This window comes from Asticcacaulis sp. EMRT-3, from assembly GCF_030027245.1.
In the GTDB taxonomy this organism is placed as follows: Bacteria; Pseudomonadota; Alphaproteobacteria; order Caulobacterales; family Caulobacteraceae; genus Asticcacaulis.
On record NZ_JASERT010000001.1, the window covers coordinates 1,348,131 to 1,361,445 of the forward strand.

General features: G+C 61.5%; 15 protein-coding genes and 1 riboswitch. Of the genes, 4 read left to right on the forward strand and 11 right to left on the reverse strand.

The window, feature by feature from the left end; translation table 11 throughout:
• Positions 1 to 78: 78 nt before the first annotated feature.
• Positions 79 to 558 (reverse strand): DUF4112 domain-containing protein, encoded by a 480-nt coding sequence (locus QB905_RS06540; protein ID WP_282973803.1) that lies wholly within the window; start codon positions 556 to 558, stop codon positions 79 to 81.
• Positions 559 to 713: 155 nt separating this feature from the next.
• Between QB905_RS06540 and QB905_RS06545 the strand changes: the two genes are divergently transcribed.
• Entirely contained in the window at positions 714 to 1,586 is an 873-nt protein-coding gene (locus QB905_RS06545; RefSeq protein WP_282973805.1) for an endonuclease/exonuclease/phosphatase family protein, read from the forward strand.
• Here QB905_RS06545 and QB905_RS06550 read toward each other — a convergent pair.
• The 10 genes from QB905_RS06550 to QB905_RS06595 all read right to left on the reverse strand — a co-directional run bounded on the left by QB905_RS06550 (position 1,583) and on the right by QB905_RS06595 (position 10,643).
• The gene (locus tag QB905_RS06550) at positions 1,583 to 2,173 is read right to left on the reverse strand and encodes a hypothetical protein (protein WP_282973806.1); all 591 of its coding nucleotides are present in this window, start codon (positions 2,171 to 2,173) and stop codon (positions 1,583 to 1,585) included. The two genes, QB905_RS06545 and QB905_RS06550, sit on opposite strands and share 4 nt — an antisense overlap.
• Before the next feature lie 107 nt (positions 2,174 to 2,280).
• A complete protein-coding gene (gene rlmJ, locus QB905_RS06555) occupies positions 2,281 to 3,126 on the reverse strand; it encodes a 23S rRNA (adenine(2030)-N(6))-methyltransferase RlmJ (RefSeq protein WP_282973808.1) in 846 nt (281 codons plus the stop codon).
• Between the two features lie 42 nt (positions 3,127 to 3,168).
• The gene (locus tag QB905_RS06560) at positions 3,169 to 3,540 is read right to left on the reverse strand and encodes an MmcQ/YjbR family DNA-binding protein (protein WP_282973810.1); all 372 of its coding nucleotides are present in this window, start codon (positions 3,538 to 3,540) and stop codon (positions 3,169 to 3,171) included.
• A gap of 4 nt (positions 3,541 to 3,544) precedes the next feature.
• A complete protein-coding gene (locus QB905_RS06565) occupies positions 3,545 to 5,215 on the reverse strand; it encodes an amino acid kinase family protein (protein WP_282973812.1) in 1,671 nt (556 codons plus the stop codon).
• A 126-nt stretch (positions 5,216 to 5,341) separates the two neighbouring features.
• Positions 5,342 to 6,229 (reverse strand): DUF1003 domain-containing protein, encoded by an 888-nt coding sequence (locus QB905_RS06570; protein WP_282973814.1) that lies wholly within the window; start codon positions 6,227 to 6,229, stop codon positions 5,342 to 5,344.
• An 84-nt stretch (positions 6,230 to 6,313) separates the two neighbouring features.
• A complete protein-coding gene (locus tag QB905_RS06575; RefSeq protein ID WP_282973816.1) occupies positions 6,314 to 7,474 on the reverse strand; it encodes a glycoside hydrolase family 5 protein in 1,161 nt (386 codons plus the stop codon).
• A 131-nt stretch (positions 7,475 to 7,605) separates the two neighbouring features.
• Positions 7,606 to 8,247, reverse strand: a complete 642-nt coding sequence (locus QB905_RS06580; protein WP_282973817.1) for a DUF3617 domain-containing protein — start codon at positions 8,245 to 8,247, stop codon at positions 7,606 to 7,608.
• Between the two features lie 5 nt (positions 8,248 to 8,252).
• Positions 8,253 to 9,062 (reverse strand): hypothetical protein, encoded by an 810-nt coding sequence (locus QB905_RS06585; RefSeq protein WP_282973819.1) that lies wholly within the window; start codon positions 9,060 to 9,062, stop codon positions 8,253 to 8,255.
• 68 nt (positions 9,063 to 9,130) lie between these two features.
• The gene (ung, locus tag QB905_RS06590) at positions 9,131 to 9,826 is read right to left on the reverse strand and encodes a uracil-DNA glycosylase (protein ID WP_282973820.1); all 696 of its coding nucleotides are present in this window, start codon (positions 9,824 to 9,826) and stop codon (positions 9,131 to 9,133) included.
• A 76-nt stretch (positions 9,827 to 9,902) separates the two neighbouring features.
• Positions 9,903 to 10,643, reverse strand: a complete 741-nt coding sequence (locus QB905_RS06595; protein ID WP_282973821.1) for a helix-turn-helix transcriptional regulator — start codon at positions 10,641 to 10,643, stop codon at positions 9,903 to 9,905.
• Between the two features lie 123 nt (positions 10,644 to 10,766).
• On the opposite strand from QB905_RS06595, the gene QB905_RS06600 reads away from it, so the two are divergent.
• The 3 genes from QB905_RS06600 (at position 10,767) to metX (ending at position 13,313) form a co-directional block, all read left to right on the forward strand.
• Entirely contained in the window at positions 10,767 to 11,372 is a 606-nt protein-coding gene (locus QB905_RS06600) for a TetR/AcrR family transcriptional regulator (RefSeq protein WP_282973823.1), read from the forward strand.
• Complete coding sequence (locus tag QB905_RS06605) at positions 11,369 to 12,085, forward strand: DUF899 domain-containing protein (protein WP_282973824.1); 717 nt, start codon at positions 11,369 to 11,371, stop codon at positions 12,083 to 12,085. Before QB905_RS06600 ends, QB905_RS06605 begins: the two co-directional genes overlap by 4 nt.
• A gap of 54 nt (positions 12,086 to 12,139) precedes the next feature.
• Positions 12,140 to 12,248, forward strand: a riboswitch (SAM riboswitch).
• Between the two features lie 84 nt (positions 12,249 to 12,332).
• Entirely contained in the window at positions 12,333 to 13,313 is a 981-nt protein-coding gene (metX, locus tag QB905_RS06610; RefSeq protein WP_282973825.1) for a homoserine O-succinyltransferase MetX, read from the forward strand.
• The last annotated feature ends 2 nt before the right edge of the window (positions 13,314 to 13,315 follow it).

Genomic DNA, 13,315 nt, shown 5'->3' on the forward strand with positions numbered 1-13,315 from the left:
GATTGTTTAGAGCGCTTTTCGATCTGATAGACTCAGATCGACGATCTAAGTTTTGTTTTATCGCACTTCCTTATCGCTCTAACCCAGATAGACGATGCGTTTCTTGCCCTTGGTGGCGCGCAAGGCCGCCACATTCTGCGTGTGGCTGCCACTGCGGCGGGCATGGGCAGCGCTCGTTTCGATATAGATCGTGCGGTCGATGTCCTTCTGAATTATATGGGCGGCATAGAGATGTCCCTGAAACAGGGTGTTGATCAGCGCCCCCATCTCACCGATCACCGGCAGCAAGGCGAAGGCTTCCGGCAGGTCGTTGGCGATGAGGATAATCAGCGAAAAGCCCAGGGTTGTGGGGCTGACGCGCGCCCTTAAGCCCTGCCCCAGCAGAAACAGCGACGCCCCGACGCTGTAAATGATGCCGATGCCGGGAAACCACGACAGAATGCCATCCAGACCGATGATATTGATCGGGCCGATGCCGATAATCCGGTCCGACAAGCGCTTGACGGTATCGACAGAGTCGTAGATTTTAAGAATATCCCCGTGCGTGCGTGCCAGCATGTCCCGTTAGGTCTCCGCATGTCCCCGAACCCGCGCCCGAAAAGGCCGGATTGTTTGGGAAACTGCGGTGTCCGCCCTCTACTGTCAACAGACGATTGGACGATCCCTCCATGCGCGTGGCGCTTCACCGGCTGCTCCCGATCACGGGTCTTGTCATGGCCCTCTGTGCCTTGGCTCTGGCGCTTTTGTGCCTGAGCGATCCGCATCAGACCGCGCTGTACATACTCGACATCTTCACCCTGCCGATCCTGACCATGACGGTGATCATGACCGTGGGCCTGCTGATCGCCCGGCAGCGCGCAGCCTTCGCCATCGGCCTGCTGGCCACGGTGCTTCTGCTGGTCGCCGTCTGGCCACAGGCCGTCATCCGCCCCCTGCCCGCTTCTGCCGCCGCCACACCGTTACGCATCGTCTTTGCCAATATCTATTTCCGCAATCCCCACCCGGAACGCCTGCGCACCTTCGCCGAAAGTCAGAAGGCCGACATCGTGGTGACGGTCGAAACCACACCGCGTATCTGGGAGCGACTGCAAGTGGCCTTTGCTGACTATCCCTATCGCAGCAAACAGGGCGAGGTGGCCATTTTCTCACGCCTTCCGTTTGCGCAAGCCCCCGTTCATGACGGCGGCCATATCGCCCATGTCCGCTTCGATACACCGGCGGGGCCGATGAGACTGGTCGCCGCCCATCTGGATCACCCGGACAGCCATCGCCAGCCGAAACAGCCGAGCCTGCAAGATCGTCTGCGTCAGGTGTTGACCACGACAGGCAGCGACGATACCGTGCTGGTCGGTGATTTCAACAGCGATATGAGCGGCTACTGGCTCAAAGGTCTGGCGCATGATTTCAGGCTGAAGGCGCTGGCCGCCCCCTTTGGCACCTGGCCTTCCATCCTGCCCGGCATTTTGCGCCTCAATCTCGATAACGGCTTTGCTGGCCGTCATTACAGCCTGTCAGGCCGCGTCGTTGGCCCGCTTGACGGCTCAGATCACCGCCCCATCGCCTTTGAGGTCAGGCGCGCTGCCTAGGCCTTGCTGCGCGGCTTGCGGGCTGCCGACATGGTTTTGGCGATCGGCTTCGGCTCGACTTTTGCCGCCGGGGCCGCTTCCGCCGCTGTTTCCACCGTCTTGTCCACCACGGCAGCCATCTCAGCCGCCACAGCCATCGGAGCAGGTTCGGATATTGCCTCAGGCTCAGGCGTCACCACCACCGGCACTTCGATCACCGGATCGATCACGGTTTCGGCTACAGCCTCAGCGGCTTCCATGGCGGGCGCAACGACTTCGGGTTCAGGCGCGGCTTCCTTTGCCGTCTTGACAACGGCCTCGACGGCCTTTTCGTGCAGTTCGCCCGCTTCAAGGCCCCAGGCGGCGAACAGGCTGGGCCATTTGGCACCCGCCGGTATCTCCGACATCAGGCTTTCGGCGGGTTTCATATTGCGCGTCATGGCCCATGCACTGAGGCCAAAGCTGGATGCGGCCCAGAAAGGCACCCACATCGGCGACAGGGCGCCGACCCAGAAGTTCATCGCCTTTTCAGACGCCTTCTGCATGTCTTCGGGGGTCATGATGGGCGGCGTCATCATGGGGAATTTCGGCGGCAGGCTATCGGTCATGCTCAACATCTCACCCTCTGGGTTTCGGTTAGCCATATTGCAGCGCAGCGTAACATATCCACAGCGAGACTCCAACCGGGAGAATCAACCTCACGAATTTTGTGAGGTTAAAACAGCCGCACCCGTCCCTCAGCGCCCGCCTCGCCGAAAACATGCGCCACATCCGAGGCAATCACGGCCAACTGATCGGTGAATCCTTCCGGCGGATTAACCACGGCCAGGGCGCAGCCGTTCATCTTCATCGGGTTCCACAGAGGGCGCAGGCGGATTTCGGCCACGGCCATGACGGGCTGCGGCGTCATATCGGTGTCGATCACCTCGCGCTCCATTCCGCGCAGCCAGGCATCGAACGTCTCAAGGTCTTTCAGCGGCAACCAGATCAGCAGGCAGGCATCCGGCCGGACGGTCAGCACATCGCGCACGCAGGCCGTGATGCGCGCATAGTCATCCGGGCGCTCGAACGGCGGATCAATCAGGTAAAACAGCGCCTTCTCGTCCTCGGTGGCGGCCACGGCCACCGCATAGCCATCCTGCTTCACCGCCGCGCCGCGCGCCGCAATCTCTCTTTGCAGCCAGTTGAAATCATCGTCGCGCAGTTCGCAGCCAACATAGTCATCACCGGCGCGCAAATGATCGAGCACCAGCAGGGGCGAACCGGGATAGAAGCCGATGCGGTTCTTAAAACCCGCCCGGACATTGCGGGCGCGCACATAATCGGCCAGCGGCCTTAAGCTGTCGGGCACAGTGCCGCTCAACAGCGCCTGAATCCCGGCCTCGGCCTCTTTCGAGCGGGCGAAATCGGGGTCGGACAGATCATAACCACCTGCGCCGGCATGGGTATCGACCACCAGCAGGGGCGCGCCGGTGCGCAGGGTGCGCAACAGGGTCAGCACAGCCGCGTGCTTGGCCAGATCAGCGAAATTACCGGCATGGAAGCCGTGGCGATAGTTCATTCTCAAGCTCCGCTGTCCGTCCCTTGGCGAGACAGGACGGCATCAGATCGGCAGCCCCAGCGCTGCCCGCGTCTTTTTCGGCAAACCCGCCGCCACAATGTCGTGCGAAGCAGCCAGCAGCCCCAGCAGGTCGTCGCCGCGCATCTCATCGCCGCGATAATACTGAATCCACTTCATGCCGCGCGACGCAAGATAAGGGGCCGGACGGCAATCGGGATGATCGCGCAGAACTTCGAAACCCATGTCCGACACCTTGAAACTGGCGGTGAAGTGGTCACCCTCCATGCGACAAATAGCATAGACCTTGGCCCTGTCCGCATTGCCCACCTTCCAGACATCGGCCCCGCCCCACTGCACCACATGCAGGCTGGCGGGCAAGGCAGCGCAGAAGGCATTGGCCTGTTCGGACGTCATGGCTTCACGGTTTAAGCGGCTGCTCGCGGGCAATCTGCAACACGTCGGCCAGCAGGGCTTCGGTGGTCGGCCATGCGCCCGCCCCCTTGCCGGTGACATACCAGGTTTCGCCGTTTTCGAGTTCGATGATCGCCCGGTTCTGCTCGCCGCGCGCGCCGACCAGATAGTGATCGGCGTCCAGCACTTCCAGCTTCATCGAAGCTTCCAGCCCTTTGTCGGTACGGTTGCAGCGCGCCACATAGCGCAGGCCCTTGCCCGCCGGGATGACCAGCGACTCCTCAGTGATGGCCCCCACCTCGATATGGGTGGGCGTTTCGCCCGGAAAGGCGATTTCGCGCAGGAGTTTCAGTTTCGCCCCGACATCGGTGCCATCGAGATCGGCGGTCGAATCGGGCTCGGCAAAGCCCAGACGACGCGCCTCATCCATAGCGGCGTCGAAGGTTTTTCCGGCTTCCACCTGGTCGATGACGAAATTCGACGTGCCGTTCAGAACGCCGGAAAAGCCTTTGATCTTGTGGGCTTTCGCGGCGCGCGTCAGGGCTTCGATGACCGGTGCGCCGCCGCCGACGCTGGCCGAATAGGTCAGGCGCGCGCCCGTCGCTTTCGCCGCTGCGCGTAATCTGTCACCCGCCGCCGCCATCGCCTGCTTGTTGGCCGAGGTGACGCTGACACCGGCCTTCAGGAAGCCTTCGAGCAGTTCGGCCGAGGGCGAGACGCCCGTGCCAATATCGACAAACACATCGACATCCGCCCCCACAAACGACCGCGCATCCGACGTGAAAACCGCCGCCAGCGGATGATCGCGGCGCTTAGCCGGATCGCGCACCAGCACGCGCACCACCTCGATCAGGTCGCTCCATTCCAGGCAGCGTTCGAGGAATTTCGCCCCCACCCCGCCCGCGCCCATCACGGCCAGACGGATGCGGCGCGTCATCACCGGGTAGTTGCGCAGTTTGGTGGGCGCGCCGAGTGTGGTCTGATAACCCTTGGCCAGACCGGCCACGGCGACTTCCATGCCCTGATCGGCGGCGTAGCGCATGGCCTTGCCCTGCACCACCGGGAAGGCGATTTTCAGCGCCTCGTCCCAGCTTAAGCCCTCGTAAGGACGCGCCGAAGCGCCGACCGTGGCCGGATCGGCGTCATAGACCGCATCGACATCCTTGATCAGCCGCACCGGCGCGCCGAGCGCCTGACCAATATAGACTGCCGTCATGTCCGAACCGCCGCGGCCCAGCAAGACCGGTTCGCCCGCCGCGTTTTCGGCCACATAGCCCGGCACCACCACCAGATCGACGCTGTCGAGATCGCGCGTCAGCACCTCGGCCTTGATGGCTATCGGATTGGCATTGAGGTGCTCGCCATCGGCCACCAGCCCGATTTCATAGGCCGAGCGAAAGCGCGTCACGATGCCTGAACGCTCACAGGCCATCGCCAGCAAGGTGGCGGCGTGCATTTCGCCGGTCGCCACCAGATGCGGCGTGGCCGATGAGATCGAGGCCTGCGTATAAGAGCCGGCCAGCCGCATGAGCTGATCGGTCTGGCCTTTGAAGGCCGAAACCACCGCGATCACCTTGTCGGCGTCACGCACATAGCGGTAAATCTCGGCCACGGCGCGCTGAAGTGCGCTTTCCGAGGTCAGGACAGAACCACCAAATTTGACGACGAGAACGGACATTGAACCACCTGTGCATGGATATTGTCGTGGTGGCTATAAGACTTTCAGGCTCAGGCCAAGCGAAAAAGCATGAAGGTGCTTGCGACAAGACCCTTTTTCGCGGAGGAAAGAGGATAGACGCTCGCGTCAGCCCTCCACCTGATCCGAGGCAGTCGCGGCTGTGGCGCGGGCAGGTTTTCTGGCCTTGCGCTTGACCACCTTGCGCACCTTGATCACCCGGTTGGGCGTCTTGGCCTGTTCAAGCATCATTTCAATCTGGATCTGCTGGATTTCGGTCAGGCGCTCCCACTGGCGGTTGAGCAGGTGATCGACCTTTTCATGCAGGTGACGGATTTCCAGTTCGGCCTTGAGATTGACCTTGTAATCGTTATTGGCGCGCAGCCGGTCTTTTTCTTCCTGACGGCGCTGGCTCATCATGATCACCGGCGCCTGCAAGGCGGCGATGGTGGACAGGATCAGGTTGAGCAGAATGAACGGATAGACATCGAAGGCATGGCGGGCGCCCAGCCAGACATTGATCCCCATCCAGACGACCAGAAAAAAGCAGAAGGACAGAATAAACGTCCAGCTACCGCCAAAGGTGGCCACCAGATCGGCGACGCGATCACCAAAGGCGCGGTTGTCTTCGTAATCCTCTTCGATATTTTCAGCCAGGGTATCGTGTGTCTTGAGGCTTTCGATCACCTCGTCCTCAAGATTGGACAGTTCGCCGCGTTCGTCTTTCAGCAGTTCGGCGATATAACGTCCGCGATAATCATCGAGCACCTTGCGCCCCACATAGTCGTCGCGGCCAATGCCGGGATGCTGAAGGCGGATAAAGTCGGCCAGGGTCGGGCGCAGGTCGTCAAAGCGCACGGCGTCCTTTTTCTTAAGCGCCTGACCCGTAATGGCATCGATCAGACGCACCGACTTGGCCTTGGCAATGGCGAGATTTTCCCCCATAGCCTCAAGCTGTGCGTCTTCGATCTGATCGGCCAGAGGCGCGTCGATTTCAGTTTTCAGATCATCCGTCATGCGCAACTCCAGCCGATTCAACCAAACGATTCGATCTATGCAGCCACTATGACAGCTTGGCGACCGGAATATGACAAAAGATGTCTATTGTCCGGTCAGTTGCGCCACCAGCGCCGGATCGGCCCAGCCGCTCCAGTCGGGCTTCAGCAGGCCATAGCCTTCCAGCGCGCCGTTCGTGCGGCCATAGCCCGTCATCTGCACGCCATTGAGCGGCCAGTAGGCCCAGTCGATGCGCGAGGCGCGCTGATACTGCATAAAGGCGCGCACAAAAGCGGCCCGGTCAGGCGCGCACACGCCCTGAAGGCAGCCGCCCCATTCGCTGATAAACACGGGCGCTGTATAGGGGTGGCCGCCTTCGCGCACGAAATCCCAGCGCTGCCACGATCCCACCTCGAAGGCCAGAGGATCGGCCAGTTCGCCCGCCGAACGGTCCCAGGCATAGTCGTGCGCCGCATAGACCAGCCGGTGCGGCACCGTCAAAACAAGCGGATGATCGCGCACGGGCGACAGATCGGTCTGGTAATCGGGTGTGCCGACAATGATCAGCAGGTTCGGATTGGCTTTCAGCACCGCCTCAGCCCCGCGCTGCGCCGCCAGCCGCCAGTCGGTGGCGCGGTCGCCGCTGCCCCAGTTGGGCGTGGTGCCCAATGTGGCGTCGGAACGGATTTCGTTGCGCAGTTCGGCGGCGATAACCAGCGGATTGGCGCGGTAACGCCCCGCCATGCTCTGCCAATCGGCCAGCCACGCCTGCTCGGGATAGAGCGACGTGTACCACAGGCCGTCGCCATGCGCCGCATCGCAGCACCAGTCGCCCCGGCTGCGGTGATTATCGAGCACCACCATCAGCCCCTGAGCGGTCAGGGCCTTCACCACGGCATCATAGACCGCCAGCACATGCTGGCCCTTCAGGTGCGGATTAGCGGCCACCCGCGCATCACTCACCACGGGATTGCGCTCGACCATCTCATTGCACCACGGCAGGCGCACGGCATTGAAACCACGGCTTTTGATCAGTTTGGCAATCGCAGCCAGCGGCTGACGATCCAGCCCGCCCACGACCAGCGCCGCTGATTCCGCGCCGTACCAGTTGACGGCCTTCAGCCTGACGCGCGCACCATGCGCATCGAGAATAGCCGCCCGCCCTTCGATCAAACCGGTATGCAGGGGCATGGCCACCTGCGCCGCCACCGGCCAGACAGGCAGGCACCACAACAGGAAGGCCAACAGGATGGGCAAAAGCTTCACGACAGGAAGGCCATAATGTTACGGATATACGGAACCGGATATGTCATGGCGGCGTCTCCAGCAAAGGGCCGATCACTACCTACACGATTATGTTCCGGCCGAAAACCGCTTTGGGGTGGCCGTGCCGCTTTTTAACGGAATTTGGCCAGCACGTCCGCTACCTTTGAATGTACGCCGTCGTGGTCGATATAGTCGCCCGGTTTCATGCCCGCAGGACAGGGCCCCTGCCAGGCGGCATCGGTCACGGTCACCTGATCGCCATGACCGGCAAAGGCGGGGCTATAGCGCGTCTCGACCGTCTGGTGAAAAACCTTATGGCCGATGATGTCGGCGTGGATATGGCTGGTCAGGGTGGTGTCATTGACCTCGCACACCGTATCGACATCCGCCTTGCCCTGCCCGCCCACAACACCGCGCCGCGTGCAGCTCAAGCGCGACATTTCCGGCTTGCCGAGCAGATCCTGACCGATCATGGCCAGTCTTTCGCCCTGTTCGGCACTGATGCAGATGCTGGAAATCCAGGTCGATTCCGTCTGCGGCAGGGTTTGGGTCAGCTTCCAAAGCCCCGGCTTTTGCCCCAGCGGGCCAATGGCCGAAGTCTCGGATACAGATGAAGATGACACCGCCTCAGACGCCTGCGGGCTGGCCTGAGAGGCAGACGACGACGATGCCGCGTCCGACGCCGCCTGAGGCACCACAGGTTCCGCCTTCTGCTGACAGGCGGCCAGCATCAGCAGGCCAAGCCACAGGGCATGGTATGCGCGCAACGCCATCCAGCCTAGCCCTGATGGTCGCGTGGTTTGCGGTCGTGCGACCACGAACTGACGGACGAATGGCTGTCATGGCCCTCGGCTGGCGTATTGTGCGGATTATGCGAAGGGGTCGGCGTCTGATCGTGACCGTGATCGCTGGCCGAAGCCCTGTCATGGCCGTTGATATTCTGATCATGACCAGCCTGATCATGACCAGTCTGATCATGACCGGGAACAGGCGGCGTTGGCGCGGTATGATTTTGATTGTCGCGGCCTGGATTGTTACGGTTTTCCGGCCTGTTATCATTCCAGGCATTGACCCTCTTACCATCGTGCCGCACCACGTCGCCGGCGCGCGTATCGGTCGGGCAATTGCCCAGCCAGTTGGCCGCGCTCTTGATGCCGCGGCGGTCGGCGGGGGCCGTCACATGACCACCATCGCGCACCATGCGATCCCCGGTCGCCTTGTCGATGCACACCTTGTCGATGACCTGCTTATGGGTGAAGGGATCGTTATGGCGCACTTCCCAATAGCCGGGCCTGCGGCCCATTTCGGTGATGACGGCGGGATCATAGGTATCGGTGGACCGGGCAATGACCACCGTCACCGAACTGGCGGCGGCGGAGGATTCGACCGTGTTGCTGACGGTTGTATCACTGGCCGGGGCTTCCGGTTCGGGCACGGGCGCATTGTCGGGATTGACGTTATCGGCGGCGCTCTGCGCCACGCTGACATCCGCAGACGCCGAAGCCTGACTGGAGGGATTGGAGGGGCTGCATGCCACCACGCTCAAAACCAGCAAGGAAGCACATATCAGTTTCAAATCGGATTTCATAAACGTCTCCATACCATTCAGCCAAGCATAGCGGGCCGATTATAAAGGCGAAATTCGGAAAGCCCGGCTCAATCCGCTTTTACCGTTTCGGGCACCTGCCAGTCGATTTCGGGCAGACCCTTCGACGCCAGAAACGCATTGGCGCGCGAAAAGGGCCGACTGCCGAAAAAGCCGTTATGCGCCGACAGGGGCGAAGGGTGCGGGCTTTTGATGACAAGATGACGTGAGGTATCAACAAAACCGGCCTTTTTCTGGGCATAGGCGCCCCACAGAATAAAAACCACCGGCTGCGGCAGGTCATTGACGGCGCGGATCACCGCATCGGTGAACAGTTCCCATCCCCGGCCCTGATGCGAGGCGGCCATGCCCATCTCGACACTCAATACGGCATTGAGCAGTAAAACCCCCTGCTGCGCCCACGATTCCAGAAAGCCGTGCGCCGGACGCTCGATGCCGAGATCGCTGTGCAATTCCTTGTAGATATTGACAAGCGACGGCGGGATGCGCACGCCGGGCCTGACGGAAAAGGACAGGCCGTGCGCCTGCCCTTCGCCATGATAGGGATCCTGACCTAAAATCACCACGCGCACCTTGTCGGGCGGGGTCAGATCAAGCGCGCGGAAATAATCGGCACCGCGCGGGAAGATCCGCTTGCCCGCCGCCTGTTCGGCCTGAAGAAAGGCCTTGAGCTGAACCATATAGGGTTTGGAAAACTCGCCCTCAAGCAGGGCTTTCCAGCCGTCATCCAGCTTAATACCCGTCATCCCTGTCTCCCTGCGCCGTGCGAAAGCCCGGTAAGGAGCCGCGACTCATTTGCGCTGTCAAGGTCATCAGGCAGAGTTACGCCACACTGACGGCTTTCAGCGCGGTTTTCGTCATGCCCGCCTCGCAATGCGCCTGTTCGGCTTCGCGCTCGCTCTTCCAGGCCTTCATCAGGGCGAAGCGGCGCTTCGGATAGCGTTCCGCCAGCGGCTCCCACGCCATGATGCGGTCGGCGCGCAGGTGACGGAAAGCCTGACGCAGTTCGCACCACACCACCACAATGCGCACATGCTCGAAAAAGCCAAGCGCAATCGGCCAGACGACGCGCTGGCTGGCTTGCTCCTTGAGATCGACATAGCGCAGCAATACACGGCATTCGGCGCGGATCGAGGCGCGGATGTCGCCGAGATCGACCTGGGTGGCCGGGCGCGACCAGCTCGGCACCACCATCAGGCCGGTGGAATCGAGCGCATTAGCCATGTCTTTCGGCAAAACAGCGACAATCTTGGTGAGCGCGTTCTGCGCCGCTTCGCCGAGGCGCGCATCGCCACGATCAGCCACCCAGCTTGTGCCCAGAACCAGCGCCTCCAGTTCCTCCGGCGACAGCATGAGCGGCGGCAACATATAGCCGGGCCGCAGCACGTAGCCGACGCCCGGTTCGCCTTCGATGTGCGCGCCCTGCGCCTGAAGCGCGGCGATGTCGCGGTAAAGGGTGCGCAGCGATATGTCCAGTTCGCGCGCCAGCTCGGCCCCCGATACCGGATAGCGGTGGCGGCGCAACAGTTGCAACAGATCGAGCAGGCGTGTGGCGCGCGTCATAAAATGTCCCTCTCACAGGCAAATCGCCCCGCATCTTAGTGCCAATTCCTGTCAGCGGGAACCCGTTCTATCGTGATTTTTCCTGGCTTGACACGCCCATAACGATGATACATACCAATCGGTATGGAAGCTCAAGCCCCCCGTCGCAAGCCCACCCAAACCCGCGATCATCTGGTGGCGGCGGCCTTTGCCGAAATCTATCACAATGGGTTTCAGGGCAGCGACCTCAACGGCATCCTGCACCGCGCGGGCGTCACCAGGGGCGCGCTCTACCATCATTTCGGCAGCAAGGAAGGGCTGGGCCACGCGGTCATCGAACAGGCCATTTCCGGCATCACCACCGAGAAATGGCTGGCCCCGCTCGACGACATCGACGATCCGATCGACGCCCTGATCGGCATTATCGGTGAGACGCGCCTCGACGCCGAGGCCGTATCCGGGGGCTGCCCGCTCAACAATCTGGCGCAGGAAATGTCGCCGCTCGACGAAGGCTTTCGTCTGAGGCTGGCCCAGATCTTTGCTGGCTGGATCGGCGGGGTGGCCGACGCCCTGCATCTGGGCCAGATCAATGGCAAGGTGCGCCGCGACATTGATGCGCACGACACCGCCACCTTTTTCATCGCCACCTATGAAGGCTATATTTCGCTGGCCAAGAACGCCCAGAGCCCCGATCTTCTGGCTTCGGGCATCCGCCAGCTTCGCACCTGGCTGGAGAGTTTAAGACCATGAATCCGGTTGTATCGCATGAAGACTGGCTGGAGGCGCGTAAGGCGCTGCTGGCCGAGGAAAAAGCCCTGACGCGCCAGCTTGATTCTTTGCGCGCCAGACGGCTGAAACTGCCGTGGGTGAAGCTCGACAAACTTTATATTTTCGATACGCCGGGCGGACCGAAAACCCTGGCCGACCTCTTCGCCGGGCGCAGCCAGTTGCTGATCCAGCACTTCATGTTTTCGCCAGATTGGGAGGACGGCTGCACGGGCTGTTCGCTGGGCGCCGACCATATCAACGGCATCTTCACCCATCTGGAGCATCACGACGTTAAGTTCGCCGCCGTATCGCGCGCGCCTCTGGCAAAAATCTCGGCCTTCAAAAAGCGCATGGGCTGGGATTTCGACTGGGTATCCAGCGGAGACAGCGACTTCAACTACGATTTCAACGTCTCGTTCCGCGAAGGTCAGCCCATCACCTATAATTACCGCGACGAACCGTTCATGATGGAAGACCTGCCCGGTTTAAGCGCCTTTTACAAGGACGAGGACGGACAGATTTACCACACTTATTCGTGCTTTGCGCGCGGCACCGAACTGGCGGGCGGTCTGTTCGGCCTGCTCGACATCAGCCCCAAGGGCCGCAATGAAGAGGGCGGTATGATGGACTGGCTGCGCCTGCGCGACAGCTATGAGGACGCGCCCAAGGCGTGCGGATGCGGCGGCCCAAACTGAACACCAAGCCTGATCGCCCTTGACGAAAATACAAAAATGCGCACATAAGCAGAATACTCATCGAGACCAGCCGAGGGATAGGCCCGACGACGCTGGGGCAACCGCTGTTACATGCAGTATGGTGCCAACTCCTACGCGGTCAATTTTCCGCGACAGATGAGAGACGCGAACGCACGGGGCCTCGACTCCCGGCGGCAGGCGCTCTCTCGACTGGTCACGATGATAACCTTAAATCTCGTGACCCGATATGAACGCCATTACCCCTACTGCGCCCGACCTGATCGGCACTGACATCACCGCCCCCATTCCGGCCGATTTCCGCCTGCAAAGCGGCCAGACGCTCGAACAGACGGACGTGGTGGCGCGCCTCTATGGTCCGAAGGACGCACCTGTCATCGTGGCCGCCGGTGGCATATCGGCGGGGCGCGTGCTGTTCGCCAAGGAGGACACGACCGAAACCGCCCCCGGCTGGTGGGAAGGCGTGGCCGGGCCCGGCGAAGCGCTTGATCTCAACCGTTACCGCGTCCTGTCGATCGAGTTCGCGCCCCGCCTGCCCGCCGCGCGCATCTACACCATCACCACCCACGATCAGGCGCGGCTGGTGAAGCTGCTGCTTGATAAAATCAATATTGATAAAGTCTACTGTTTCATCGGCGCCTCTTACGGCGCCATGATCGGCCTGGCCTTTGCGGAAACTTATCCCGATGCGGTCGAACGCCTGTGCATCATCTCAGCCGCCCACCGTTCGCACCCGATGGCCACGGCCTTTCGCGGCCTGCAACGCCGCCTGCTCAAGTTCGGTGCCGACAGCGGTCGCCCGCTCGAAGGCATTTCGCTGGCCCGGCAACTGGCCATGACCACCTATCGGTCCGACGCCGAGTTTTCCGAGCGCTTCGACGGCCCGCCGCCCGAAACCGCCGGTGACAACTATGTCGTCTGCGGCTATCTGCGGGCGCGCGGCGACGCCTATGCCGCCACCGATGTCAATCGCTGGATCTCGATGTCGGACAGCCTCGACCGCCACCGCGTCGATCCGGCAAAGATCAAGGCTAAGGTGTTCCTGGCCGCCGTCCCCACCGACCGGCTGGTGCCCTATGACGATATGAAGATGCTGCATGAACAACTGAAAGACAGCGTTTTCATCGACTTTCCCTCACTTTATGGACACGATGCTTTCCTGAAGGAAATCAAGCTCGTTTCCGATATTGTTCGCACCTCACTTGCATAGAT

What these genes read in the sequence shown, in the direction of transcription:
- QB905_RS06540 (WP_282973803.1), bottom strand. Translation starts at nt 558, where the DNA reads ATGCTGGCACGCACGCACGGGGATATTCTTAAAATCTACGACTCTGTC.
- QB905_RS06545 (WP_282973805.1), top strand. Translation starts at nt 714, where the DNA reads ATGGCCCTCTGTGCCTTGGCTCTGGCGCTTTTGTGCCTGAGCGATCCG.
- QB905_RS06550 (WP_282973806.1), bottom strand. Translation starts at nt 2,173, where the DNA reads ATGACCGATAGCCTGCCGCCGAAATTCCCCATGATGACGCCGCCCATC.
- rlmJ (WP_282973808.1), bottom strand. Translation starts at nt 3,126, where the DNA reads ATGAACTATCGCCACGGCTTCCATGCCGGTAATTTCGCTGATCTGGCC.
- QB905_RS06560 (WP_282973810.1), bottom strand. Translation starts at nt 3,540, where the DNA reads ATGACGTCCGAACAGGCCAATGCCTTCTGCGCTGCCTTGCCCGCCAGC.
- QB905_RS06565 (WP_282973812.1), bottom strand. Translation starts at nt 5,215, where the DNA reads ATGTCCGTTCTCGTCGTCAAATTTGGTGGTTCTGTCCTGACCTCGGAA.
- QB905_RS06570 (WP_282973814.1), bottom strand. Translation starts at nt 6,229, where the DNA reads ATGACGGATGATCTGAAAACTGAAATCGACGCGCCTCTGGCCGATCAG.
- QB905_RS06580 (WP_282973817.1), bottom strand. Translation starts at nt 8,247, where the DNA reads ATGGCGTTGCGCGCATACCATGCCCTGTGGCTTGGCCTGCTGATGCTG.
- QB905_RS06585 (WP_282973819.1), bottom strand. Translation starts at nt 9,062, where the DNA reads ATGAAATCCGATTTGAAACTGATATGTGCTTCCTTGCTGGTTTTGAGC.
- ung (WP_282973820.1), bottom strand. Translation starts at nt 9,826, where the DNA reads ATGACGGGTATTAAGCTGGATGACGGCTGGAAAGCCCTGCTTGAGGGC.
- QB905_RS06595 (WP_282973821.1), bottom strand. Translation starts at nt 10,643, where the DNA reads ATGACGCGCGCCACACGCCTGCTCGATCTGTTGCAACTGTTGCGCCGC.
- QB905_RS06600 (WP_282973823.1), top strand. Translation starts at nt 10,767, where the DNA reads ATGGAAGCTCAAGCCCCCCGTCGCAAGCCCACCCAAACCCGCGATCAT.
- QB905_RS06605 (WP_282973824.1), top strand. Translation starts at nt 11,369, where the DNA reads ATGAATCCGGTTGTATCGCATGAAGACTGGCTGGAGGCGCGTAAGGCG.
- metX (WP_282973825.1), top strand. Translation starts at nt 12,333, where the DNA reads ATGAACGCCATTACCCCTACTGCGCCCGACCTGATCGGCACTGACATC.